Source organism: Erythrobacter epiphyticus, assembly GCF_034653295.1.
Lineage (GTDB): Bacteria > Pseudomonadota > Alphaproteobacteria > Sphingomonadales > Sphingomonadaceae > Erythrobacter.
In genome coordinates this window covers 91681-114661 of record NZ_JAYEEU010000007.1, presented here as the reverse complement: position 1 = coordinate 114661, position 22981 = coordinate 91681, and the positions used below count along the sequence as shown (strand labels likewise).

The 22981-nt window shown below is 62.9% G+C and carries 24 protein-coding genes and 2 tRNA genes; 11 read left to right on the top strand and 15 right to left on the bottom strand.

Annotated features, from left to right (window positions below; genetic code table 11):
* Nucleotides 1–3 precede the first annotated feature (3 nt).
* The 3 genes from SOQ14_RS06090 to SOQ14_RS06080 all read right to left on the bottom strand — a co-directional run bounded on the left by SOQ14_RS06090 (nt 4) and on the right by SOQ14_RS06080 (nt 3459).
* Nucleotides 4–372: a hypothetical protein gene (locus SOQ14_RS06090; protein WP_322897168.1), complete on the bottom strand. Its 369-nt coding sequence runs from the start codon at nt 370–372 to the stop codon at nt 4–6.
* A 604-nt stretch (nt 373–976) separates the two neighbouring features.
* On the bottom strand, nt 977–2935 hold the full coding sequence (locus SOQ14_RS06085; protein ID WP_322897167.1) for a putative bifunctional diguanylate cyclase/phosphodiesterase: 1959 nt from the start codon (nt 2933–2935) through the stop codon (nt 977–979).
* A 433-nt stretch (nt 2936–3368) separates the two neighbouring features.
* Nucleotides 3369–3459: transfer RNA gene (locus SOQ14_RS06080), tRNA-Ser, on the bottom strand.
* A gap of 62 nt (nt 3460–3521) precedes the next feature.
* On the opposite strand from SOQ14_RS06080, the gene SOQ14_RS06075 reads away from it, so the two are divergent.
* The 4 genes from SOQ14_RS06075 to SOQ14_RS06060 all read left to right on the top strand — a co-directional run bounded on the left by SOQ14_RS06075 (nt 3522) and on the right by SOQ14_RS06060 (nt 6347).
* Entirely contained in the window at nt 3522–3650 is a 129-nt protein-coding gene (locus SOQ14_RS06075) for a hypothetical protein (protein ID WP_322897166.1), read from the top strand.
* Nucleotides 3651–3744: 94 nt separating this feature from the next.
* Nucleotides 3745–4554 (top strand): DUF1134 domain-containing protein, encoded by an 810-nt coding sequence (locus SOQ14_RS06070; protein ID WP_322897165.1) that lies wholly within the window; start codon nt 3745–3747, stop codon nt 4552–4554.
* Nucleotides 4555–4616: 62 nt separating this feature from the next.
* A complete protein-coding gene (locus tag SOQ14_RS06065; RefSeq protein WP_322897164.1) occupies nt 4617–5792 on the top strand; it encodes an amino acid aminotransferase in 1176 nt (391 codons plus the stop codon).
* 12 nt (nt 5793–5804) lie between these two features.
* A complete protein-coding gene (locus SOQ14_RS06060) occupies nt 5805–6347 on the top strand; it encodes a GNAT family N-acetyltransferase (RefSeq protein ID WP_322897163.1) in 543 nt (180 codons plus the stop codon).
* Between the two features lie 64 nt (nt 6348–6411).
* Here the strand turns inward: SOQ14_RS06060 and SOQ14_RS06055 are convergent, their stop codons facing one another.
* From SOQ14_RS06055 to SOQ14_RS06020, 8 genes are all read right to left on the bottom strand, one after another.
* A complete protein-coding gene (locus SOQ14_RS06055) occupies nt 6412–6843 on the bottom strand; it encodes a VOC family protein (RefSeq protein WP_322897162.1) in 432 nt (143 codons plus the stop codon).
* Nucleotides 6844–6855: 12 nt separating this feature from the next.
* Nucleotides 6856–7488, bottom strand: coding sequence for a CPBP family intramembrane glutamic endopeptidase (locus SOQ14_RS06050; RefSeq protein ID WP_322897161.1), 633 nt, complete (start codon nt 7486–7488; stop codon nt 6856–6858).
* Between the two features lie 150 nt (nt 7489–7638).
* Nucleotides 7639–8262: a riboflavin synthase gene (locus SOQ14_RS06045; RefSeq protein WP_322897160.1), complete on the bottom strand. Its 624-nt coding sequence runs from the start codon at nt 8260–8262 to the stop codon at nt 7639–7641.
* 18 nt (nt 8263–8280) lie between these two features.
* Nucleotides 8281–9264 carry a bifunctional diaminohydroxyphosphoribosylaminopyrimidine deaminase/5-amino-6-(5-phosphoribosylamino)uracil reductase RibD gene (gene ribD / locus SOQ14_RS06040; RefSeq protein ID WP_322897846.1) on the bottom strand — a complete coding sequence of 328 codons (984 nt, stop codon included), beginning with the start codon at nt 9262–9264 and terminating at the stop codon, nt 8281–8283.
* On the bottom strand, nt 9261–9728 hold the full coding sequence (locus SOQ14_RS06035; protein ID WP_322897159.1) for a hypothetical protein: 468 nt from the start codon (nt 9726–9728) through the stop codon (nt 9261–9263). Before SOQ14_RS06035 ends, ribD begins: the two co-directional genes overlap by 4 nt.
* 58 nt (nt 9729–9786) lie before the next feature.
* Nucleotides 9787–10509: a M48 family metallopeptidase gene (locus tag SOQ14_RS06030; RefSeq protein WP_322897158.1), complete on the bottom strand. Its 723-nt coding sequence runs from the start codon at nt 10507–10509 to the stop codon at nt 9787–9789.
* Nucleotides 10506–10970, bottom strand: a complete 465-nt coding sequence (locus SOQ14_RS06025) for a YcgN family cysteine cluster protein (protein ID WP_322897157.1) — start codon at nt 10968–10970, stop codon at nt 10506–10508. Before SOQ14_RS06025 ends, SOQ14_RS06030 begins: the two co-directional genes overlap by 4 nt.
* Nucleotides 10958–11590, bottom strand: a complete 633-nt coding sequence (locus tag SOQ14_RS06020; protein ID WP_322897156.1) for an SCO family protein — start codon at nt 11588–11590, stop codon at nt 10958–10960. Before SOQ14_RS06020 ends, SOQ14_RS06025 begins: the two co-directional genes overlap by 13 nt.
* Before the next feature lie 105 nt (nt 11591–11695).
* Here SOQ14_RS06020 and SOQ14_RS06015 point away from each other — a divergent pair, with 105 nt between their 5' ends.
* The 5 genes from SOQ14_RS06015 (at nt 11696) to SOQ14_RS05995 (ending at nt 16205) form a co-directional block, all read left to right on the top strand.
* A complete protein-coding gene (locus tag SOQ14_RS06015) occupies nt 11696–12349 on the top strand; it encodes an ankyrin repeat domain-containing protein (protein ID WP_322897155.1) in 654 nt (217 codons plus the stop codon).
* 1 nt (nt 12350) lies between these two features.
* Nucleotides 12351–13025, top strand: a complete 675-nt coding sequence (locus tag SOQ14_RS06010) for a COQ9 family protein (RefSeq protein WP_322897154.1) — start codon at nt 12351–12353, stop codon at nt 13023–13025.
* A 132-nt stretch (nt 13026–13157) separates the two neighbouring features.
* Entirely contained in the window at nt 13158–13685 is a 528-nt protein-coding gene (locus tag SOQ14_RS06005) for a single-stranded DNA-binding protein (RefSeq protein ID WP_322897153.1), read from the top strand.
* Nucleotides 13686–13797: 112 nt separating this feature from the next.
* Nucleotides 13798–14721 (top strand): ABC transporter ATP-binding protein, encoded by a 924-nt coding sequence (locus SOQ14_RS06000; RefSeq protein ID WP_322897152.1) that lies wholly within the window; start codon nt 13798–13800, stop codon nt 14719–14721.
* Nucleotides 14718–16205, top strand: a complete 1488-nt coding sequence (locus SOQ14_RS05995; RefSeq protein ID WP_322897151.1) for an ABC transporter permease — start codon at nt 14718–14720, stop codon at nt 16203–16205. The genes SOQ14_RS06000 and SOQ14_RS05995 overlap by 4 nt, the downstream gene beginning before the upstream one ends.
* Before the next feature lie 30 nt (nt 16206–16235).
* Here the strand turns inward: SOQ14_RS05995 and SOQ14_RS05990 are convergent, their stop codons facing one another.
* Both SOQ14_RS05990 and SOQ14_RS05985 read right to left on the bottom strand, forming a co-directional pair.
* The gene (locus SOQ14_RS05990) at nt 16236–16847 is read right to left on the bottom strand and encodes an LON peptidase substrate-binding domain-containing protein (RefSeq protein WP_322897150.1); all 612 of its coding nucleotides are present in this window, start codon (nt 16845–16847) and stop codon (nt 16236–16238) included.
* 14 nt (nt 16848–16861) lie between these two features.
* Nucleotides 16862–17791, bottom strand: a complete 930-nt coding sequence (locus tag SOQ14_RS05985) for a tetratricopeptide repeat protein (protein ID WP_322897845.1) — start codon at nt 17789–17791, stop codon at nt 16862–16864.
* Nucleotides 17792–18013: 222 nt separating this feature from the next.
* Between SOQ14_RS05985 and SOQ14_RS05980 the strand changes: the two genes are divergently transcribed.
* A tRNA-Gly gene (locus SOQ14_RS05980) sits at nt 18014–18088 on the top strand.
* Nucleotides 18089–18317: 229 nt separating this feature from the next.
* Nucleotides 18318–20498 carry a TonB-dependent receptor gene (locus tag SOQ14_RS05975; protein WP_322897149.1) on the top strand — a complete coding sequence of 727 codons (2181 nt, stop codon included), beginning with the start codon at nt 18318–18320 and terminating at the stop codon, nt 20496–20498.
* 82 nt (nt 20499–20580) lie between these two features.
* Here SOQ14_RS05975 and SOQ14_RS05970 read toward each other — a convergent pair whose 3' ends face one another.
* Both SOQ14_RS05970 and dcd read right to left on the bottom strand, forming a co-directional pair.
* Entirely contained in the window at nt 20581–21756 is a 1176-nt protein-coding gene (locus SOQ14_RS05970; protein WP_322897148.1) for a saccharopine dehydrogenase family protein, read from the bottom strand.
* Between the two features lie 107 nt (nt 21757–21863).
* On the bottom strand, nt 21864–22418 hold the full coding sequence (dcd, locus tag SOQ14_RS05965) for a dCTP deaminase (RefSeq protein WP_322897147.1): 555 nt from the start codon (nt 22416–22418) through the stop codon (nt 21864–21866).
* Between the last annotated feature and the right edge of the window lie 563 nt (nt 22419–22981).

Below are 22981 nucleotides of genomic sequence, written 5' to 3'. Positions count from 1 at the left end.
TGGTCAGTAACCGGCCAGCGATACCGAATTGCTTGAGAAGTCTTTTATCTCATCATCAAAAACGATTTCGACTTCGCCCCGACCGGGACGGAATTGGCGTAGCCTTACAGTGTTTACGCCACGGCTCGCAATGAAACTGCCTGATGTAACATCAGTAATGCGGTTGTTGGCAAGGTCGCCACTAAATGACAAGTCGATGTTCTCGGTGTTGCAACGTGTCGACACCCGCAAGACGCGTGGGTTGTCCGGGCTGCCCGACAACGATTCGATTGCGCAAACCACAGGCACCCGCAGCCGTAGCTCGAAACTAACGGTTGACGCCGCAGAGCCAAATAGCAACGCGGGCAGCGCGATAGAAGTTAGAGCGAACATTGCACGTATCCTTTCGCGCCTGTGTTGCCAGAACTAGAATTAAATCGTGTGGAACGACTATAGTATACAAACTATTAATTAGCTTCGGGGCAAAGGGATGATCGCGCCTTCTTCAGGGTCAATCGAACAACTGTTCATCGCTGCCGAAACAGATGTGGCGCTGTTTGCGCTCGAGCGTTGCGATATCGGCGGGATTGCAACCTGCCGCGGTTCGGTCGCAGGCATAGGGCGCGCTCAACTTGCGTGGGTCTATGCCAAGTCTGGCGTCGAATCCCCCATCAGGCCTGATAGCTCTGTTTCTGGAAGAGCTGACCCTCCCGCGAGGTGGTTATTTGGCAAGCCTCGCGAAAACAGTCGGGCACACTTCCGCTAATCTGCGGCCATGACCGGGTCAGATGCACGATCAAGAAAACAAGATGACTTTTTCTGTTAAAATCAGGGATTCAGGTTGGCGGTCGCCTAAGATCTGATCTGGGTCGAGATTTGCGCGAAGGCGAGGGACGTGTTGTGGAATTTTCCTGCCCTTCCCAATTGATGTGGCGGATGACCGGTCAAACTTGCACCTTCAGTTTGTTTTCGCGACAGAGCAGTCGTTGGCCGAAGGTTAGCCGGTCTGTTGCAATGGCATAGCGGTCCGATCAGGACTCATCGCAAGGATGGTCATTCCGGGCGCCGGGCGTCCGACGTGGTAACCTTGCGCAAAATCGCAACCCATGGCTCGGATCAGGGACAATTGCTCCTTTGTTTCAACGTGCTCTGCGACACATTTCGCGCCGCTGGCATGGCAAAGTTCGATCAGGCCAAGCAGGATTCGACGCGAACGTTCGCAATGTTGAATATCGGTTGTGAGGGAACCGTCGAGCTTAACCACATCAAACACCAAGTCGCGCAGATAGGAAACAGACGCGTAACCAGCGCCAAAATCATCCAACGCGATTATGCAGCCCGCATCCTTCAGTTTCTGCAGCTCGCGTTTCGCTCTTCCCAAATCGGTAAGAAATGCGGTTTCGGTTACCTCAAATTGAATTGAACAAGGAGAGAAACCGTCCTTTTCTAGCAGGCCCAATAACCTGTCAGCAGAGCCCTCCTGACTGACCTGTATGGCGCTCAAATTGAACGAAAGCCTCAACTCCGGCGGCCATGGCGTAGCCGCGTTTATGGCCTTCTGTAGCAAGATTTCGTTGAGCCCCTCAATGACGCCGAGCTGCTCTGCAACGGAAATGAATTCACTGGGAGGGATAATCCCAAGTTGTTCATTGTTCCACCGGGCCAACGCTTCACAAGACACCACTTGCCCCGATGCCAGGCAAATGATTGGCTGGAAATGGATTGTCGTCTCCATTTGCGCCTTGCGATCCATAAGCATGTTTTCTAGCGCTGCACGGCGCTTGTCCAAGGCATACATCTTTCGGTCGTATAGCCGCCAAACACCTCTCCCTGATGCTTTTGCGCGATACAGCGCCGAGTCGGCCTGCCGGACAAATTCGCTGACCGAAGAGGAAATAGGACCCGCTTCAGTAATGCCGCAAGAAACCCCGATATTCAGGCCTTTCCCATCCCATTCAATCGGGGTGCTGGCCAAGGCACAAATCGCGTTGCCTACCTTGGCGATATCGCGCTTGGTCAGGCCATCGCGCCAGAATATGACAAACTCGTCGCCACCAGTTCGGGCTACACTGGCTTTATCGCCGAACGCGTCTGACAGTCTCGCCGCAAAAGCTTGAAGGATCGCATCTCCCGCCGCATGACCGAATGCATCATTCGCAGCTTTAAATCCGTCGAGGTCGCAGATTGCGACCACGCTACCGCCCCCTGATGACGGCCCTTGAGACATATGGGATTGCATTTCGCGGAAGATTTTTGCGCGGTTGGCCAGTCCGGTTAGCGCATCTTGGTCTGCTCGTTTGAGGGCAGCAACCTCCGCCGAAATGGCGCGGTTATGTTCTTTTGCAACAGCCAGTTTGCTGGTCACCAGTCCCGCCAGTGCACGGCTATGCGTGTGAAGCAGGCGCATTAACAGCAAGAGCACCAGCAATAGACTTATGCCGATCCCGGTGGTTGTTGCGTTATTCATGAACAAAAGTCTGGTCGCGATCGGAAGGCCCAAGATGGCGAGCGGTAGGATCGCAGCTCGCGGAAAACTGCTGAGGCCGTAGGCAGCGCCCAACGCGGCCAGAATGCTGAACAATAGAATACTCATTGTCTCGTTGGGGTGCTTCGATATGAGGACCTGTGTCCAGATCGAAAAACCGACGCACAGCAGCACAGTCAGTGCCACCATCTTGATCAATTGGGGGGCAATTACATTCAAATCATCGGAGTCTCGCTGAAAAAACAGCCAGACCATCATTCTCCACGACAGCAAGGCAGTGAGAAGGCTGACTGGCGAAATCAGAACCAGTTCTTCGCCACCAGTCGCAACATGGAGTCCGACAAGGTTTACGAGAGCCGCGGCGTAGAGCAGCGGAATTTGCTGTCGAAGGCTCCTGAAATTCGTCACTGCCTGCTCGCGGAGCTCGCATGAAGATTGAGCAGGAATTAGATATGAGAGCGCGCGAAACATGGTGCCAATATTAGGGCAACCGCGGCAAACAATCCGTTAATCGGTGGGCTTGTCGTCTGCCAATAGCATAGTGGAGAATGCCACAGTTGGGCCGAGTGCAGCATTAGTCTTCGAACCATTGGCAGCCGCGAGTATCGTTGTCCCTTAATTCCCGGTCAGTTCCTCACTGCTTGAACGGTTGATGTATTCGCGCGCGACGAGGTGGCCAGACGTTCAATCTGGCATTCATGAACGACCGGCTCTGGGTTGAGAGCTGTCGAGGATGGCTGGATGAATTGAACTGTTGCTTTTTTCGTCGAGCGGTCAGGGAAACGCATTTGATACCGTCGCCGGAATTCAGCCGACTGCGTCACACACGGTCATGCGGAGCGGAAGCGCGCAGAAATCGAAGCGCGAACCCCTTAAGATTTCAATTTTCCGAGATAAAATGCACTGGCGGAGACGGAGGGATTCGAACCCTCGGTACCCTGATAGAGTACGGTTCCTTAGCAGGGAACTGGTTTCAGCCACTCACCCACGTCTCCGCGGCGCAATGCTCGCGCGAAACGGGCGCTATAAGCATCAGCAGAAGGCTCGGCAAGGTGGCATGGCAAGAATTTCGCCCTCGCCGCGTACCCGGCGCTACCGATACCGCAGGCAAGCCTCGCCCAACCCGGCCAATTCGCCGCAGGTTCATCTCGCCTGCGGCACAGCCATCATTCCGGCGCAATTTTGATTCGCCTCGTCGCCGGAAGCTTGCAGGCCTGTGCCGGCAGGATTCTTTTCGAGGCTGCCGGTCTTTGCCCAAAGACGGCGTGAAAGGCTGACCCATGAATGATCTTGCCCATCCTCTCTTCTCGCTCCGCGGGCTGGCAGCCCGGCTGGCGCTGACCGCGGTAGCGCTCGCGGCCGCAGCAATGCCGATGGCAGCCCACGCCCAGAGCGTCGAGCGGTTTGATCCCGATGAGGCCTATCGCGATGCGCCCGCAAGCGGCGGGATCGATGGCGATCTGACAGCGCCGCAGGACTCCCAATCCCCGCTCCCCGCACCCGGCGCCGTGGCTGAGGGCGCGCCCGTTGGCGCAGCGGCAGGCAGCGACATCGCCCCGGCACCCGATCCCTCCGCGGCGACACCCGCTCCTGCCGATACCGGCTCTGCTACCTATGGGCAGGATGATCTCATCGGCGCTGCCGAAGGCCTGTTCGGCAAAGGTGCCGAAGGGCTCGCCAAGCTGATCGAGGATCTGCTGGCGAAGCAAGGCCGCCCCAATGCCTATATTGTCGGGCGCGAGGCGGGCGGCGCGCTGATCGTCGGCGCGCGCTATGGCTCGGGCACCTTGCATCATAAGATCGAAGGCGCGCGGCCAGTGTACTGGACCGGGCCTTCGATCGGCTTTGATGCCGGTGCCAATGCCGCCAATACCTTTGTGCTCGTCTACAACCTTTATGATAGCCAGGATCTGTTTGCGCGCTTTCCGGCGGGTGAAGGGCAGGCCTATTTCATCGGCGGGTTCCACGCGAGCTATCTGCGCAAGGGCGATGTGGTGTTGATCCCGATCCGGGTTGGCGCGGGTCTGCGGCTCGGGGTCAATGCGGGTTACATGCGCTTTTCCGAAAAGCAGCGCTGGGTGCCATTCTAGGGGATTTTCCGGCGAAAACCCGGTTGCATAGGCGCGCGCATGGCGCCATGCGCCATGGCACCATGCTTGACCGACTCAGCCCCCAAGCGCCTGACCCGCTGCTCGCCCTTATCCGTCTCCACGCGGCCGATCCGCGCGAGGACAAGATCGATCTCGGCGTCGGGGTCTATCGCACCGAAGAGGGCGCAACGCCGGTGTTCCGCGCGATCAAGGCTGCGGAACAGCGGCTGGTGGATGAGCAGGATTCCAAGAGCTATCTCGGCCCCGAAGGCGATATCGGCTTCGTCAACGCGCTGATGCCCTATATCTTCGGCGCGGATGCGACGATGGGCGGGCGGCTTGCCGGGATGCAGACCCCGGGCGGCACCGGGGCGGTGCGCCTTGCCGTGGCGCTGGCCCAGAAGGCCGGGGTCCGCCGCATCCACATGGGCGTGCCAAGCTGGCCCAACCATGCCCAGATCATGGCCGATATCAGCCTTGAGGTGGCGACGTTTGATCACGCCAATCCCGATGGCATCGCCAATCTTGATGCAGTGCTCACCGCGATCCGCAGCGCCGGGCCGGATGAAGCGATCCTGCTCCACGGCTGCTGCCACAACCCGACCGGCGTGGATTACACCCTCGATCAATGGGCCGCGATTGCCGAGGCGATTGCCGAAACGGGCGTCTTCCTGATCATTGACTCCGCCTATCAGGGGCTCGGGGCAGGGCTGGAGGAAGATGCCGCAGGGATGCGCCTTGTGCTCGCCAAAATGCCCGAAGCGCTGATCGCCTATTCCTGCGACAAGAATTTCGGGATGTACCGCGATCGCGTCGGCGCGCTCTACATGCTCGCCGAAACTCCGGCCGGGCTCGATGCGATCACCAGCAATGCCAATGCGCTCGCCCGCGCGAGCTGGTCGATGCCGCCCGATCACGGCGCCGCCGCGGTGCGCCTGATCCTGCGCGACCCTGATCTGACAAAGGTCTGGCTGACCGAGCTTGACGAAATGCGCGGCAGGATGCGGCAGGTGCGCGCCGCACTGGCCGCGGCAGGCACGGCTGGCCGGATTGATCTGACCCCGCTTGGCACCCAGAACGGGCTGTTCTCGGTTGTCCCGGTGAGCAAGGAGGAAGTCGTGCGGCTGCGCGAGGAGCACGGCATCTACATGGCCGCCTCGGGGCGCATCAATATCGCCGGGCTGACGATGGCAAACCTGCCCAAGTTCGTCGCGGCGCTGGCCGAGGTAACCGGCTGAGGCCGCGCGCGCTTGCTCGATCGGCAACCCACATTGGAAGGCGAGCGGCTGCTGCTGCGGCCGCTGCATGGTGAGGATTGGGACGCGCTGTTCGCGGTTGCTGCCGATCCGCTGATCTGGCAGCAGCATCCCGCACATGATCGCTGGCGCGAAGAAGTCTTCCGCGCGTTCTTCGAGGATGCACTGGCACAGGGCGGTGCGCTTGCGATCATCGAGAAGGCCAGCGGCGCGATCATCGGTTCCTCGCGCTATCAGGGGCTGACGGAGACGGGCGGCGGCTCGGTCGAGATCGGCTGGACGTTCCTTGCCCGCGCGCATTGGGGCGATGGCACCAACCGCGAGCTCAAACGGCTGATGCTCGCCCACGCGCTCGCCACTGTGGCCGAATGCCGCTTTGTGGTCGGCGAGGCGAACCACCGCTCACGCCGGGCGATGGAAAAGATCGGCGGTCGGCTGAGCGGCAGGGTTGATGAAAGAATTATGGCGGGCACGATTGTTCGCCACGTCACCTATGTGATCACGCGGGAGAGTTTCGCGACCGGCCCGCTCGCCTAATCGCCCGCCAGGTTCACGCAGGGGCTTGCGAGAGAGCGATGCGATTGCCTTCGCTGTCCTCGATCTAGGCGACAAAACCTGCCTCGCCTATGTTCTTTTTCGGATAGAGCACCTTGGCCCCGCGGGATGCAGCACGCGCAATAACTGCGTCAATGTCAGTCACATCGAAGTACAGGATCACGCCTGTCTTGGCCGGACGGTAAACATCGCCTTGGGCGAGTGCGCCGCTTGCGCCGTACTGGCCATCGGCGCGCGGGAAGAAGGCCATATCGTAGCCATCGGTCTCGCGCCGATCGAGTTCGAGTTCGAATACTGCCTCGTAGAAAGCCAGGGCGCGATCCATGTCGGTCACCGGAATTTCAAAATGAACGACAGGATTGGTCATGGGGGTCTCGGTGATCTGAGTTGCGGAGACAGCCTCATCGGTGGCTGGCTGGCAAGCAGCCGCCAGCAACGCGATGGCAGCAAGGGTTGGCGAAGAGAGGAGGGCGCTCACCTTACCCATCGCTCATATGTATCGAACGAGAAGGCTGGCGAGATTGAAGGCGGAATGGCAGAGGATCGCAGTAACAAGGCTGCCGGTGCGGAAGCGAGCATAACCAGTAAGGAAACCCAGTAGAGTTGCCGCTGCTGCTGTTATGGGCCCGACGGACAGGTGAAGAAGGCCAAACAGGACTGCGCTCAGGGTGACAGGCCCGAGCCATTGGCCTTGAGCGAGTGCATTATTGAAGATGCCGAGAAGAGTCCCGCGAAAGATTAGTTCTTCCTGGATTGAAGCACAGATGACAAAAAGGACAAATGCCGCTTGAATATCAAGTGCCCGAATAAAATCGGGAGGCGCTTCTCCACCCGCCTGCACAATCATGACGACAGGTAAAGCCAACGCTAGCGAGCCTGCAAACCACATTAGAGCAGAGCGGGCTTCCACTGCGCGAGCACCGAAATCCCCTACTGATCTCTTGTGCTGAAGGACAAGTATCGCAGCAATTGCAAAGGCCACGGTTGCAGACACCAGAATGACGGTGACCAAAGTCAAGATGCCTAGTGGGCCGGTGCGAGACGCGAGAGCAAAGGCAGGAGCATAGCAGGCAGGCACCAGAGCGATCGCTGCAATCACCCGAAATGCGGACCAGGCATTCATTGGCTCTTTTCCTTCGGGCTCGGGTCGCAGAAATGTGCGAAGCGTGGGCCCAATTATTGCAGACCCGCACTGCTTAACGACTGTTCCGACTTCGCCGAAGGAGAGGATTAAGCTTTGTTTGTCAACAATATTTTCCGATTTCAGGCTCTGTCACCCCGCGGCGGCCAGGCCCTGCATCCGTTTGAGATAGCGCGCCAGCACATCAATCTCGAGATTGACGGTATCGCCTTCGGCCAGATCGCCAAGCGTGGTGACACTGGCGGTATGCGGGATGATGTTGAGCAGGAAATCGCAGGTGCCATCGGTGCGATCGCGCACATCATTGACGGTGAGCGACACGCCATCGACCGTGATCGAGCCCTTCTCGGCGATGAACGGCGCCATCTCGGCCCGCGCGCGCACCGCGATCTGCCAGCTGCCACCCGCCTGCGCGACTTTCACCACCTCGCCGATCGAATCGACATGGCCGGTGACAATATGCCCGCCCAATTCATCGCCCATCCTGAGGCTGGGTTCGAGATTGAGGCGGCGGCCCGCTTCCCACATTCCGGCAACCGTGCGGCTGACTGTTTCGCCCGAGACATCAACATCGAACCACGCATCGCCAGCCGTGCCGCCGCGATCCACCACGGTCAGGCACACGCCCGAACAAGCAATCGACGCGCCGATATCGATCCGCGCCGGATCAAGCGGCGCGGCAATGCGGGCACGCAAATCGCCGCGCTGTTCGGCGGAAAGAATGGTGCCGATGGCGGTGACAATGCCGGTGAACATGGAAGCGGTAATCCTCTTTCAATCGCGGGTGCGGACATAGGCTTCGAAGGTGTCGCTGCCAAGCTGGGTGCATTGCGCGCGCCGCCAGCGGCCATGCGCGGATGCAAGATCGCCAAGGCCGAGCGGGCCGATGGCGCGCAGCCCGTCGCCGATCACGATGGGCGCGCGGTAGAGGTGCAGCACATCAACCAGATCAGCCGCGAGAAAGGCCGCGGCTGTCGCCGCGCCGCCTTCGACATAGAGATAGAGCACGCTCTCAAGCGTCGCGATATCCTGCGGTGCGGCAATCGCAGTCACGCCCGCAGGCGCTGCGCCGCGCGTCAACACCACGCGGGCCGGAGAGCGGCCTTCCAGCCCGGGCAAGCGCACATCGAGCCGTGGCTGATCGGCGCGCCATGTCCCGCCACCCACCAGAATGGCATCATGGCGGGCGCGCTGGGCGTGGACATGCGCGCGGGCGGCTTCGCCGGTGATCCACTGGCTCGTCCCGTCAGCGAGCGCGATGCAACCATCGAGCGACATCGCGAGTTTGAGCGTCACGTGGGGCCGCCCATGGCGCTGGCGGGTCAGGAACCCGGCCAAGCTTGCCGCCGCCGCCGGATCATCCAGCAGCCGCACCGGAATCCCTGCCGCCTCGACCCGGGCGATACCCTTGCCCGCGGTGCGTGGATCGGGATCGTGCTGGCCGATCACCACCCGGGCTGGCCGTGCTGCGACGATCAGATCGGCGCAGGCGGGGCCGCGCGCGGAGGCGTGGGCACAGGGTTCAAGCGTTACATAGAGCGAGGCTGCCTGCACGATTTCGGGCGCGATGCCCGCAAGCGCGCTGGCTTCGGCGTGGGGGCGTCCGCCCGGCTGGGTCCAGCCGCGCGCGCGCACCCGCCCATCTGCAACGAGCAGCGCGGCCACGCCGGGATTGGGCCGGGCGAGCGGCCGCGCCCGGCCGGCCAGCCGGGCGGCTGCGGCCATCCAGTCGTGATCGTCAGGCGCGAAACTCGCTATGGTGCTGCGCTTTCGCTGGCGGCGGGCACTTTGGCGACCCGTCCGAATTGCTCGGCACGCCTGGCTTCGGCGGCGGCCTGTTCTGCCGCGCGACGGGCATCGGCTTCGGCTGCGATGGTGTCGACATCCATGCCGGTGGCTGCCCCCAAAGCCTTGTACATGGCGCGCTTGCGCTGCGCGATTTCCGCCTGCTTGGCTGCGCGCAGTTCCTTCAGCTCCTGGTTTTCGAGGTTCGAGGCGATGATCTCGTCAATCGTCCGATCCTCGGCGAAGCTGGTGATGTAGGTGATTTCGGGCCGCTCCGGCTTCTTGAAATGAGTCTGCGACAGCGCCCAGCCGAAGATCAGCACCGCCGGGATCAGCGAAAGCCCGAGGATCGGCCAGCGATAGGGGTTGGGCTTCCTGAACTCGTGCCAGAAATCGATCAGACCGGAGGTCGGGTTGAAGCGCGAACGGGACGGCATGGAGCGCAACATAGGCGCGTTGCCCGCCGCTGGCCAGTTGCTTTGCGCGCGGCCGTGCCTAGCCGAAGGCGGTGTAGAGGCTGCGTCCATGTTCTCTCAGCCAGCGATCGGCGGCGGCAATCTCGCCTTCGTAGATCCGCGCGAGCAGCGCGTGAAAGGCGCGGCTGTGATCGAAATGGACCAGATGCGCGACTTCATGCGCGACCACCGAGCGCCGCACGAAATCGGGCGCCTGCACCAGCCGCCAGTTGATACGGATGCGATTGCGGTCGGAGCACGAACCCCAGCGCCGCAGCGCGCGCGACAGGCTCACGGGGACGGGCGCAAGCCCGGCCGACGCGCAATATTCGCGCATGTCCGCTTCGCACAGGGCCAGCGCTTCATCTTCGAGCCAGCGGCGGATGCGCCCTTCAAGCCGGGCTTCCGGCCCGCCGAGCCGCAGCGCATCACCGATGATCGCCGGGCGGCGCGGCGCGGCGGCATGCCACGCGACCTGCAAGTCCTGCCCGCGATAGAGCACGATACCGCCCGCGCCCGGCGCGGTGCGCGCGGGCACCCGTGCCAATTGGCTTTCGAGCCAGTCCTTGCGGGCATGGGCAAAGGCAATTGCTTCGCTTGTCGCGGCCCAGCGCGGGAGCGTGATGCGGACTTCACTGCCATCAGGCGCAAGCCGCATGGTCAGCCGGCGCGCGGTCGGGTGACGCTTAAGCGCGATCGGCACCGCGCGGCCTGCCAGTTCAAGTTCCGGTTCCAGCGCGGTGCGTTCGAGCCAGCCGATCACAGATCATCCTCCGCTTCGTCCTCGGGCTCCCATACCACAATGTGGTGTTCGAGCGGGCCGGCATCGATCTCGCTGACGACCCGGCCGATCACCGAAATCCCGGCGCGCCGCACGCTATCGGGATCGCCGCTGATCAGCGGGTGCCAATCATGGAGGGGCTGCTCTTCCTGCCGCAGCCGATAGGCACAGGTCTGCGGCAGCCAGCTCACCGTCGCGACAACCGCGGGCGTCAGCCGCAGGCAATCGGGCACGAAGGCCTTGCGGTTGCGATAATCGCTGCACCGCGCGGTCCCGGTGTCGAGCAGGCGGCAAGCCACATTGGTGTCGATGATCTCGCCGGTATCGGCATCCTCGATCTTGTGGAGGCAACAGCGGCCGCAGCCATCGCACAGCGCTTCCCACTCGGCGCGGGTCAGCGCACCGAGCGGCAATTCCCAGAAGCGCTCTCTCAGCGCACCCATCTTTCAAGCTCGGCGGCCACACCCGCGGCCTGCTTGTCGGTCGGGATGATCCCGAGCGGCGCGCCATCGGGCGCGAAGAGATAGGTGAAGGTGGTGTGCGAGACGTTGTAATTGCCATCCGCACCCGCCGGATCCTTGCTCGCCGAAGCCCCGAAGGCCTTTTTGACGGCTTCGATCTCTTCGGGTGTGCCGGTCAGGCCAATCAGGCGCGGGTGAAAACTGGCGACGAATTCGTTGAGCACCGCCACGCTATCGCGCTCCGGATCGACCGAGATGAAGATCGGTTGCACTTTCTTGCCCAGATCGGGGTGAGCTTCCTCGAATGCGCGCAAGCCCTGGCTGAGGCGCTGCACGTCGGTGGGGCAGATGTCCGGGCAATAGGTGAAGCCGAAATAAACAAGGCGATACTGCCCGGCGAAATCATCCCAGCTTACACGCTTGCCGGTGTTGCTGGTGAGGGTGAAATCGCCGCCAATGCTGGCGCCGCGGAGATCCACGCCGTCGGGCGAGGGGCCGGGCGGGGCTTCGCTGGCACAAGCGGTCAGCAACAGGATAGCGCCGATCACAGCGGCGAGGGAGGAGGCAGCGAATTTCATCGGGGTATTGGCCTTGCGGTTCATGCTCTGCTAACTGGCGCCTTGTGATGCAAGCAGCGAACGGCCTGCGGGGTATCCGCGTGCGCCCGCTGGGCTTGCCTGTGGCAGGAATTGGGAAAGGTTCAAACCGTGCTTACCGGATTTTTGCGCAAGTTACCGCTCCACCGGATGATTGCCAATGCACTTGTCGCAGGGGCGGTTGTCGGGATTGCAAGCGTGCCACTGGCGCCGGCGGCGGCGCAGATGTTCTCCGAAGGCTACCAGTTCCTCAAGGCTGTCAAGGATCGTGATGGCAATGTCGCGACCGACATGCTCAACAAGCCGGGCACCCAGATCGTTAACAGCCGCGACCTGACCAGCGGCGATACCGGCCTGCATATCGTGGTGCAGCGCATGGATGATCTGTGGGTGCGGTTCCTGCTGCAACGCGGTGCTGATCCCAACATCCGCAACAAGCGCGGGGTGGCACCGCTGCAATTGGCGACCTCGATCGGCTTTATCGAAGGCGCAGAAGAGCTCATCAAGGGCGGGGCAAGCGTCAATATCTCCGATCAGACCGGCGAGACCCCGCTGATCGCGGCGGTCCATGCGCGCAATGTCCCGATGGTGCGGATGCTGCTGAGCAAGGGCGCCGATCCTGATCGCAATGACAATTCCGGCCGTTCGGCGCGCGATTACATGATGGTGCAGGCCGGCAATGCGCTGATGAAGCAGGAATTCGAGGCGGCGGACAAAAAACGCGCCGAAAAGGGAACTCCCAAGGATTACGGGCCTTCTTTCTGACATGGTTGATTTTGCCGACATGACGCTTGACGAGCTGGCCTTGGCGCTGGCCCCCGATATTGCCGCTTCGGCGATTTTCGATGGCTGGAACGAAACCGCGCTGGTGGCCGCCGCGGAGATGGCAGGGGTTGATCCCGATGTGGCAAAGCTGGCCTTCCCGGCCGACGCGCCGGGTGACCGGGCGATGGCGATGATCGCGGCCTGGATCGCCAGCGTCGATCAGGCGATGGAAGCGGAATGGCCGCAGGAACGGCTGGCGACGCTCAAGATTCGCGAACGGATCCGCACGCTGGTGGCCTTCCGGCTGGAAGCGGTCGCGCATATCGACGAAGCCGTGCGCCGCGCGCTGGCGATCATGGCGCAGCCGCAGAATGCAGCCCGGGCGCTCAAGCTCGGCTGGCATTCGGCCGATATCATGTGGCGGCTCGCCGGGGACACCGCGACCGATTACAACCACTACACCAAGCGCGCCATTCTGGCGGGGATCTATTCGGCCACGCTTGCCGTGTTCGTGAATGATGACAGCGAAGGCAAGGCCGATACCTACGCCTTCCTCGATCGCCGGATTGACGGGGTGATGCGCTTTGAAAAGATCAAGGCGCGGCTCACCGGCAAGGATCGCGAATTGCCGAGCCTGACGCGCTTTCTCGGCCGGCTGCGCTACCCCGCCCGCTAGGGCAAGCCATTCGGGGATTAGTGCCCGAGGCTGACTCGCATCCCTGCCGATCCTTGCCTATTGCCCGACTCAGTATTGCGGCGCATCATCGGCGGCTGCACGGGCAAGGTTCTGAAGGGAAGGGATATTTCGATGGCGGGTTCGCTCAACAAGGTCATGCTGATCGGCAATCTTGGCGCTGATCCGGAAATCCGCAGCTTCCAGAACGGCGGCAAGGTCGCGAACCTGCGCATCGCCACCAGCGAAACCTGGAAGGATCGCAACACCGGGGAGCGTCAGGAACGCACCGAGTGGCACAATGTCGCGATCTTTTCGGAAGGGCTGGTCGGGGTGGTCGAACGCTACCTCAAGAAGGGCAGCAAGGTCTTTGTCGAAGGCCAGCTGCAAACCCGCAAGTGGCAGGATCAGAACGGGCAGGATCGCTACACCACCGAAGTGGTGATCCGCGGGCTTAACGGCGGGCTGACCATGCTCGACGGCACGACCGGCGGTGCTGGTGGCGGCGGTATGGGCGGTGGCGGCGGTGCCCGCAGCGGCGGCGGCAGCTATGGCGGCGGCGGCGGCAGCAGCGCCGGGGCGCAAGGTGGCGGCGGCTGGAACCAGGGCGGCGGCCCGGCGGGCGGGGGCTACGACGATCTCGACGACGACATTCCGTTCTGATCGGCGCGCCTGCCGCATGGCGCAATTCCGCCCGCGTGATTCCTAATTTGATATGAAGCGTTTGGCGCGCTAGGCTTCCCGCTCCCATTGTGGGAACGTGCAAGGGATCAGCATGCTCAAGGTCGCCAATCTTACCAAGCAATTTGCCGATGTGCGCGCGGTTGATGATCTGAGCTTTGCGGTCGAGCCGGGCGAAATCTACGGCTTTCTCGGGGGCAATGGTGCGGGCAAGACCACCACCTTGCGCATGGTGCTCGACATCATCCGGCCCACGTCCGGAACGATTGAAGTGATGGGCAGCGCGCCCGATCGGCGCGCCTCGGGCGCCATCGGCTTCCTGCCCGAAGAACGCGGCCTTTACGGCAATATGACGGTGATCGACATGATCGCCTATTTCGGCCAGCTCAAACAGATGCGCGCGGGCGATGCCCGTGCGCACGGGATGGAGCTGCTCGAACGCTTCGATCTGGCCGACCGGGCCAAGGCCAAGGTTGCCGATCTGTCGAAAGGCATGGCGCAGAAAGTGCAGCTTGCCACGGCACTCGTCAACCGCCCGCGCCTGCTCATTCTGGACGAGCCGTTTTCCGGGCTTGATCCGGTCAATCAGGGGCTGCTGGAGGATGAAATCCTGCGCGCCGCCGGGACGGGCGCAGCGGTGATCTTTTCCACCCATGTGATGCAGCATGCCGAGCGGCTGTGCGAGCGCATCCTGCTGCTGCGCAAGGGGCGCAAGCGGTTCGAAGGCACGATTGCCGAGGCCCGCGCCGAATTGCCGAGCCGCGTTGCTGCCATCGCGCCGCAGGGGATTGCGACAATGTCCGGGATCGCCGCGGCCGAGCCGGTGAGCGATCTTGGCGAGGGCTGGCGCGCATGGTCGTTGCAGCTTGCTCCCGGCGTCGAGGCGGGCGATCTGCTCGAAGCCTGCACCGCGCAAGGCTTGCCGCTGCGCCGCTTCGAGGAACAGCGCGCCTCGCTGCATGATGTGTTTGTCGCACTGGTCGGCAATGATCCATCCATCGAGGAGACCCGCGCATGAGCTTTGCCAATATCCTGCTCGTGGCGGGCCGCGAATTGCGGCAAGTCGTGCTGCTCAAGAGCTTCTGGCTCACCTTGCTGCTGGTGCCGGTTGGCCTCGGGCTCGGGCCGTTCCTGGCCGAGAGTTTGGACGAAAGCGAGCCGACCCGCGTGGTGTTGGTGGATCGTTCGGGCGGCAAGGTCGGCGCGGCCATCGCCGCGCGGATCGCCGAGGGCGAAGATCGCGCCCTGCTCGAAGCGCTCTCGCGCTATGTCTGGCGGCACGATCTCAAGGCGGCGGCGCCAGAAGCGCCGTGGGCGCAGCACGGATACGTCTATGGCCCGGCGGATATTCAGGCCTTCCGCGCGGCAGGCGGGCTGGCAGCGGCGCAGGCGCAGATTGCCAGGGTCAAGCCTGAAGGCATTCCCGACTTCACCCCGCCCGACCCTGATTATGCCTATGCTGCGGCGCCTGCCGATCTCGCGGCGCAGCAAGGTGCGGCGTTCAAGAAAGCCGCCGACGCGCTGCTCGAAGCCGAAGAGGGCGGGGCTGACGTGATCGTCGAGATCGCGGCCGGATTTCCCGAAGATCCCCGGGTTGCGGTGCTGACCAATGATCAGCCGCGCGCGAGCCTGATGGCGATGCTGCAAGACGTGCTGACCGCCAGCCTGCGGCAAGGGCTGTTGGCGCGCGAGGGCCTTTCGGCGGGGCAGGCGCAGGCGGTCAATCAGGCGGTGCCGGCCATCGCGCTCACCATGCCGCGCCCCGGTGGCGGCGCGCAGGAAGCGATGCTGATCCGCTCGGTCGTGCCGCTGGCGCTGGTCTATATCCTGCTGATGGCGCTGATGCTGTCGGGCAGTTGGATGCTGCAAGGCTCGGTCGAGGAACGCTCGAAGAAGCTGCTGGAATCCGTGCTTGCCTGCATCACCCCGGAAGAGCTGATGTATGGCAAGCTGCTGGGGGCGCTCGGAATCGGGCTGTCGATGCTGGCGGTGTGGCTCGGCACGGCGGTGGCGGTCGCCTTTGCGAGCCACGGCGAGATTGCCGACATGATCCGGCCTGCGCTCGCGCCGGTATCCGGGGTTGGCCCGGTTATCACGCTGATCTATTTTTTCGTCATGGGCTATGTCGCCATCGCGATCCTGTTCGTGGCGATCGGCGCGATGGCCGATACGATGAACGAAGCACAGGGCTATCTGATGCCCGTGATCTTCGGCACCATGCTGCCGGTGTTCTTCCTCATTCAGGCGGTGCTTTCGGGCACAGCCGGACCGCTGGTGCAGATCATGACCTGGATCCCGCTATGGACGCCCTTTGTCGTGCTGGCGCGGCTTGGCACGGGGATTGCGACGCCCGAATTGCTCGGCGCCGGCGTGCTGATGGCGGCGTTCGTGGTGGCAGAGATCGTGCTGATCGGGCGGTTGTTCCGCGCCAGCCTGCTCGCACAGGGGCAGATCAAGGGCTGGCGGCAATTGGCCGAGCGCTTGCGCCCCGCCGCTGACTGAGGCGCATCCGCAGCACCTCCGCCGGGCGCGCTATTGCAGGGTGACGATTTCCTCGCCGCCGTCGCGGCGGCCATAGAACTGCATCAGTTGCACCAGCAATTCGCAGCGCGCCGACAGGTTGGCGGCTTCGAGCAGGGCCTGCTTCGAGGCCGGATCAAACGGGGCGATCTGCGACACCCCGTTGATGAGCGAGCGATCATCAAGCCGCTCGACCGAATCCCAGTCGACGCTGTAGCCCTGATTGTCGGCAAAGCGGCGCGCTTCGCGCTCGAACCCGCCGCGCTGGGCGTGGCTGAGCGTTTCGTCCTCATCCTCGTCGAGCAGCTCGGCCTCGATCTGGCGGAAGGCGGTGGTGACATCCAGCTCGCGCACCAGCCGGAAGCGCTGCTCGCCTTCGAGGATCAGGTTGTAGCGGCCATCTTCCATCGCCTGAATCTCGCCGATCCGCCCGACGCAGCCGACCTGATACAGCGGCGCGCCTTCGGTCGGGCGTTGCGGCTGGATCATCGCGATCCGCCGGTCACGCACCAGCGCATTGCCGACCAGCGCGCGGTAGCGCGGCTCGAAGATATGGAGCGGCAATTGCAGCCCCGGGAACAGCACGGCGCCTGTCAGCGGAAAGATCGAAAGCCGGATGGTCATGCGCCGCGCCCGCCCTAACCGAACAGGATGCGCGAGAGACGGCGGCGCGTCGCCACGACCCAATCATCTTCAAGCCCGGTCGCTTCAAAGATCTTGAGCAGGCGCGCCTTGGCAGCGCCTTCGTTCCAGTCGCGGTCTGCGGTGATCATGGCGAGCAGCGTGTCCGCCGCCTCGTCGCGTGCACCGGCGGCAAAGGCCGCCTCGGCAAAGGCGAGCTGGGCGGCCATGTCTGCCAGATCAGCGGCAGCGGCTGCGCGCAATGCGGCAAGTTCGCTGTCATCGACGCGGGTCGCCGCCAGTTCGAGCGCGGCGCGGGCCGGGGCCAGCGCCGGATCGGCGGCAAGGCGCGGATCGGCTTCAATGCTCGCCATCACCGCGCGCGCCTGCTCATCTTCGCCAAGCTGCACCAGCGCGCGGACGAGCCCGGCATGGGCGGCCGCGCTTTCGGGCGCGAATTCGGTGATCTGCGCGAAAATCCCCGCAGCACGCTGGGCATCGCCGCCCGCGAGGGCTTCCTCGCCCATGGCAATATACTGGGCGAGTTCTTCGGGGGAGGGGCGGTTGGGATCGCCGGCACCCGCTTGGCCGGGCTGCACCGGCAATTGGCTGAGCAATTGATCGAGCACCTGCCGCAATTGCGATTCGCTGCGCGCGCTGGTGAGATCGGCCACAGGCTGGCCCTGAAACATCGCATAGACCGTCGGGATCGAGCGCACCTGGAACTGCGCGGCGATGAATTGTTCTTCATCGACATTGATCTTGGCGAGCACCACGCCCTTGTCGGCATATTCGGCCGCGATCTTTTCCAGCACCGGGGTCAGCGCTTTGCAGGGGCCGCACCACTCAGCCCAGAAATCGAGGATCACGAGGTTTGTCTGCGAAGGCTCGACCACATCCTTGCGGAATCGCTCTACCGCTTTCTGTTCGTCGATGCTCAGACCCATGCTGGCCAAGGGAATACTCCTGAAATGATGGTGCGCGCTGGCTTGGCCTCCAATGTGGGCGTTTTCGCGATAATGTGAAGCTTTGATTTGTGCGCGCTGCCGGGCTGTGTGCAGGAAACCCGTGTCGCGCAATTTTGCTCTTGCAGGGTGCGCGCGGCACTGCTAACCGCGCCGCCACCCTAACAGCCCCTCGGATCATCCGGCGGCTGAAAACGTCAGAGAGCGGGCGTAGCTCAGGGGTAGAGCACAACCTTGCCAAGGTTGGGGTCGAGGGTTCGAATCCCTTCGCCCGCTCCAGTTTTCCTTCCTTTTTCCAGAACCCCAGATGCGTTGCGCCGGGCTTGCCGCCCTGTCGCAGCCCCGCGTAGTTGTGTCTGTGGCAATTGTGTCACATTGCGCTGATTTGGCGGGCAGGTGCCGCGACTAGCCCCTTGCAATGGCGCGGTCTCGCGATAGAGGCGTGATACGTTATTACATCATGAATGTAATGCAACCCCGCTGTCTTAACCAAGGAACGCGAACCCCCATGAAAACACTCTCTCTCCGCCACGCGGCGTCCCCGGCTGCGCTTGTTCTCTCGCTGGCGCTGGCCGCCACGCCGGCACTTGCTGCCGATACGGCTGATACGGCAGCGGCCGATGATGCCGCGCAAGCGCCGCAGGTCGAGGACGACCTCCACAACCGCCAGACGGCCCGCGACGGCTCGATTATCGTCAGCGCTGCTGGCGTGCGCGAATTCGATCTGCTCGCCGGCACCAGCGTGCTCGAAGTGCGCGAGATCCAGCGCGAAGCCGTGAATGGCCAGATCGGCGATCTGCTCGCCAAGCTGCCCGGCGTCTCGTCAACCAGCTTTGCTCCCGGCTCGTCGCGTCCGGTGCTGCGCGGCCAGCAGGGCGAGCGCGTGCGCGTGCTCGTCGATGGCCTTGGCACGATGGATGTTTCGAACACCTCGGTCGACCACGCGGTGACGATCGAGCCGATCACGCTTGAGCGCGTCGAAGTGCTGCGCGGTCCGGCCGTGCTGCTCTATGGCAGCCAGGCCATCGGCGGTGCGGTCAACGTGATCGACAAGCGCATCCCGACCCGCGTGCCCGACGAAGACTTCCATTTCGATGCGCTTGCCGGGATCGACAGTGCGAGTGACATGCGCAACGCCGCCGCCTCGCTCGATGTTGGCCTCACCAACAATCTGGTGCTGCATGTCGACGGTTCGTGGCGCAAGTCGGGCGACCTGCGCATCGGCGGTTTCCAGGTTGCCCCCGGCCTGCGCGCGGAGCTGCTTGAAGAAGCCGCTGAAAAGGACGCATTGGGTGAGCCCGAAGAAGCGGCCGAATTCCGCGAAGCCGCCGATCAGCGTGGCTTTGTGCCCAACAGCGATGTCGAAAGCTGGACGGTCAACGCCGGGCTCGGCCTGATCCTTGGCCAGAGCACTTTTGGCTTCGCGGTCGGCTACTACAACACCGATTACGGCGTCATCAAGCGTCCGGGCCTCAAGGAAGAGAAGGAAGAGGGCGGCGAGGAAGAGGAAGAGGGCGATGAAACCGTCCGCATCGGCCTCGAGCAGTTCCGCGCTGATCTCAAGGGCGACATCTTCCTTGGCGATGGCGCGATCGAGCGGCTGAAGCTGCGGGTCGGTTATTCCGATTACACCCACACCGAATTCGAAGGCGGTGAAGTCGGGACGGTGTTCGACAGCAAGAGCATCGAAGCGCGCGCCGAGCTCGTGCAGAACGCCGAAGGCGTGCTGCGCGGTGCGACCGGGGTGCAGTTCATGCACCGCGACTTCGACGCCGAAGGTGCCGAGGCCTATGTCCCCGCCAACCTGACCGATCAGTTCGCGATCTTCACCTTGCAGGAATATGGCAATGGCCCGTTCCAGCTCGAAGCCTCGGCCCGCGCCGAATTCACCTCGGTGACGTCGCAGCCGGTCGCCTTTGATCGCAGCTTCGAGACCTTCTCGGGTGCGCTTGGCCTTGTCTATCAGGGTGTCGAGGGCGTGCGCATGGGGATCAACGCCTCGCGGGTCGAACGCGCGCCGAGCGCCGAAGAGCTGCTGTCGGATGGTCCGCACTTTGCGACACAGGCTTTCGAGATCGGTGATCGCGATTTGCGCGTCGAGCGCGCCTGGGGCATCGAAGCCTTTGCCCGCGGCAAGGTGGGTGCGGGCACGTTCAGCCTCGCCGCCTATCGCCAGTGGTTCGATAACTACATCTTCGTGGCGGAAACCGATCAGGAAGAAGATGGCCTTCCGGTGTTCCTCTATCGCCAGTCGGATGCCAATTTCTGGGGTGCGGAAGCAGAGCTGAACTACCCGCTGATCGACACCGGCAGCTATCGCCTGATGACTGACCTGCGCGCTTCGTATGTCGAAGCGGATCTGACCAATGGCGAAAACGTGCCGCGTATTCCGCCGCTGTCGCTGCTCGGCGCGCTCGAAGCCCAGACCGATCAGTTCGATCTGCGCGGTGAAGTGCAGTGGTTTGCCAAGCAGGATCGCGTGGCGGCCTTCGAAAGCGAAACCGACAGCTTTGCGCTGGTCAACGCAATGGTGGCGTGGCGCCCGTTTGCCGAGAACCGCAATGTGACGCTGCTGGTTGCCGCGGACAATATCTTTGACGTGGTCGGCCGGCGCCATGCCAGCTTCACCAAGGATTTCATTCCGCTGATGGGGCGCAACTTCCGCGCCAGCGTGCGGATGAGCTTCTAAACCCCTCGGATCGACTGAGGGTCGTGAGGCGGGCCCCGGCGTGATGCCGGGGCCCGTTTTGTTTGTGAGCGCTTGCCGGCGCCTATTCTTCGACCGCGAAGGTCAGTTCGGCGTGCTCTTCGAGCCGCTTGACGAGATCTTCGCCCAGAAAGCTGCCCGGCGTGCCGATCCCGCCCGGCTTGGTGCAGCTGAGCAGCGCGATGCCGGTTTCGGAGAGCATCCGGCTGGTTGAGCCGTAACCGGGATCATAGCGGCCCTTGACCCCGTATTGCAGCCGCCCGCCGTCGGGCATGTCGGCCACGAACACCACGTCATAGAAACCGTTCTCGCGCTCTTCCTTGGTCGGCCCTTCGCCGGGCTTGGGCGGCTTGGCGCCGAACGGGTTCTTCATGAATTCGAGCGCGGCCGTGGCCGCTGCCTTGCCCGCTTCGCCGGGGCTGGTCAGCACCATCTCGTCATACTGGAAATCGGTGCCATAGGGGTGGCCGAGCAGGAAGTTGGTGCGGTGGACATTCTTGGTGTTGATCGGCGCCATGACGAAAGGCGCGGACCACTTGCCGAGATCGTCTTCGTAGGAGGGGATCATGCCCGAGGGCTGGTCCGGCCCTTCGAAGCCGGGGGTGAGCGCAAAGGGGTTGCGCAGCACATTGATGAGCGAGACGTCCTTGGCCGCCGCCTTCATCGTCGCCCCGAGGCTCGCCGCGGTGCCGCCCGAGAAGGTGCCCTGCATCGCCCGCACACGCCCGCGGATACGCGGGGCAGGCTTGCCGAACCGCTCCACACAGGCCTTCTGGGTCATCATCACGCCGAGATCGAAGGGGATCGAATCGAACCCGCTGGAAAAACAGATGCGCGCGCCGCTGGCTTCGGCGGCGGCCTGATGCTGGGCGATTTTCTCCGCCATCCACGCCGGTTCGCCGCACAGATCGGCATAATCGGTGCCGGTCTTCACGCAAGCGGCCACCAGCTTGTCGCCATAAAGCTGATAGGGGCCGACGGTGGTGAGCACGACGCGGGTGCGCTGGCACATCGCTTCGAGATCGGCGCTGTCATCGGCATTGGCGACCACCAGCGGGGTATCGGCAGGTGCGCCGATGAGGTCGCGGACTTCGGCGAGTTTGTCGAGGCTGCGCCCCGCCATCGCCCACTTGGGGCCATCCGCGCTGTTGCCGTAATGGTGGGCGAGATACTCCGCCACCAGCCGCCCGGTGTAGCCGGTGGCGCCGTAAACGATAATGTCGAATTCGCGGGTGCTCATGAGGTAAGGCTCCAAAGCGTCATCCCAGCGCAAGCAGGGATCTCTGGCGGATCAGTGCCGCATTTTGGCCTGAGATGCCAGCTTGCGCTGGCATGACCCAAGGTGGCTTAGAGCCGCGGCAAGGTTACCCCGCGCTGGCCCATATATTTGCCCGCACGGTCCTTGTAGCTGACCTCGCAGCGTTCATTGCCCTTGAGGAACAGGAACTGGCACGCGCCCTCGTTGGCATAGATCTTGGCGGGCAGCGGCGTGGTGTTGCTGAATTCCAGCGTCACATGGCCTTCCCAGCCCGGCTCAAGCGGGGTGACGTTCACGATGATCCCGCAGCGGGCATAGGTGCTCTTTCCGAGGCAGATCACCAGCACGTCTTCGGGCACGCGGAAATATTCGACGGTGCGAGCGAGCGCGAAGGAGTTGGGCGGGATGATGCAGACATCGGTCTCGCGGTCGACAAAGCTGTCGGGATCGAAAGCCTTGGGATCGACCACCGAGGAATTCACATTGGTGAAGATCTTGAACTCGGGCGCGACGCGCGCGTCATATCCATAGGAAGACAGGCCATAGGAGATGACCCCGTCGCGCCGCTGCGCCTCGACAAAGGGCTCGATCATGCCGTGTTCGAGCGCCTGGGTGCGGATCCATTTGTCGGAGAGAATCGCCATGTAAGAGGGATTCCCGATGCGGGGGCCGGGGGCAAGGGGCGGCGCGATTCTATCCCCTCTCCGCTCTTCCCTATCCTTACCCCGGCACAATCCCGGATGACCGGCTGGCGAGACGAACGTCCGGTTTGCAACGACTTGTGACAAAAGCTGCCGTTCGGGATACGACCCCGTTGCGGACATTCCGGTTATCCTGTTTAGTGGTTTGATGAAGCGAGAGCGGCTTGTGTGGTTTGCTGGCGGCGCGGCGTGCAGCGCCATCGCGGCCATAGGTGCTGCATTCGCGCTGCAAAGCCCGCCGCAAGAACAGGGTTGGTTCCTGAGGGTTGCAGAGGAGGTGCAGTCCCTACGCGATGGGCGCACTGCCGCCGTATGGCACGGCGCTGAAATTGCGCGAGACTGTGGTGCTCAATCATTCGAGACAATGCCGGGGGTTGGCTCAGACCAAACGGACGCAACCCGCATTCCACTGACGCGGGAGAATAATCCCTCTTTAGGTTGCATTGTTGAGCGAGCGCGGGACGCCGAGCTTTGGATTGGCGTGCAACTGGAGCCATTAAAGGCGA

Bases quoted from the DNA above. Each gene is read 5' to 3' on its own strand.
- SOQ14_RS06090 (WP_322897168.1), bottom strand. From the start codon at position 372: ATGTTCGCTCTAACTTCTATCGCGCTGCCCGCGTTGCTATTTGGCTCT.
- SOQ14_RS06085 (WP_322897167.1), bottom strand. From the start codon at position 2,935: ATGTTTCGCGCGCTCTCATATCTAATTCCTGCTCAATCTTCATGCGAG.
- SOQ14_RS06075 (WP_322897166.1), top strand. From the start codon at position 3,522: ATGGCAAGAATTTCGCCCTCGCCGCGTACCCGGCGCTACCGATACCGC.
- SOQ14_RS06070 (WP_322897165.1), top strand. From the start codon at position 3,745: ATGAATGATCTTGCCCATCCTCTCTTCTCGCTCCGCGGGCTGGCAGCC.
- SOQ14_RS06065 (WP_322897164.1), top strand. From the start codon at position 4,617: ATGCTTGACCGACTCAGCCCCCAAGCGCCTGACCCGCTGCTCGCCCTT.
- SOQ14_RS06050 (WP_322897161.1), bottom strand. From the start codon at position 7,488: ATGAATGCCTGGTCCGCATTTCGGGTGATTGCAGCGATCGCTCTGGTG.
- SOQ14_RS06045 (WP_322897160.1), bottom strand. From the start codon at position 8,262: ATGTTCACCGGCATTGTCACCGCCATCGGCACCATTCTTTCCGCCGAA.
- SOQ14_RS06035 (WP_322897159.1), bottom strand. From the start codon at position 9,728: ATGCCGTCCCGTTCGCGCTTCAACCCGACCTCCGGTCTGATCGATTTC.
- SOQ14_RS06025 (WP_322897157.1), bottom strand. From the start codon at position 10,970: ATGGGTGCGCTGAGAGAGCGCTTCTGGGAATTGCCGCTCGGTGCGCTG.
- SOQ14_RS06020 (WP_322897156.1), bottom strand. From the start codon at position 11,590: ATGAACCGCAAGGCCAATACCCCGATGAAATTCGCTGCCTCCTCCCTC.
- SOQ14_RS06010 (WP_322897154.1), top strand. From the start codon at position 12,351: ATGGTTGATTTTGCCGACATGACGCTTGACGAGCTGGCCTTGGCGCTG.
- SOQ14_RS06005 (WP_322897153.1), top strand. From the start codon at position 13,158: ATGGCGGGTTCGCTCAACAAGGTCATGCTGATCGGCAATCTTGGCGCT.
- SOQ14_RS06000 (WP_322897152.1), top strand. From the start codon at position 13,798: ATGCTCAAGGTCGCCAATCTTACCAAGCAATTTGCCGATGTGCGCGCG.
- SOQ14_RS05995 (WP_322897151.1), top strand. From the start codon at position 14,718: ATGAGCTTTGCCAATATCCTGCTCGTGGCGGGCCGCGAATTGCGGCAA.
- SOQ14_RS05990 (WP_322897150.1), bottom strand. From the start codon at position 16,847: ATGACCATCCGGCTTTCGATCTTTCCGCTGACAGGCGCCGTGCTGTTC.
- SOQ14_RS05985 (WP_322897845.1), bottom strand. From the start codon at position 17,791: ATGGGTCTGAGCATCGACGAACAGAAAGCGGTAGAGCGATTCCGCAAG.
- SOQ14_RS05975 (WP_322897149.1), top strand. From the start codon at position 18,318: ATGAAAACACTCTCTCTCCGCCACGCGGCGTCCCCGGCTGCGCTTGTT.
- SOQ14_RS05970 (WP_322897148.1), bottom strand. From the start codon at position 21,756: ATGAGCACCCGCGAATTCGACATTATCGTTTACGGCGCCACCGGCTAC.
- dcd (WP_322897147.1), bottom strand. From the start codon at position 22,418: ATGGCGATTCTCTCCGACAAATGGATCCGCACCCAGGCGCTCGAACAC.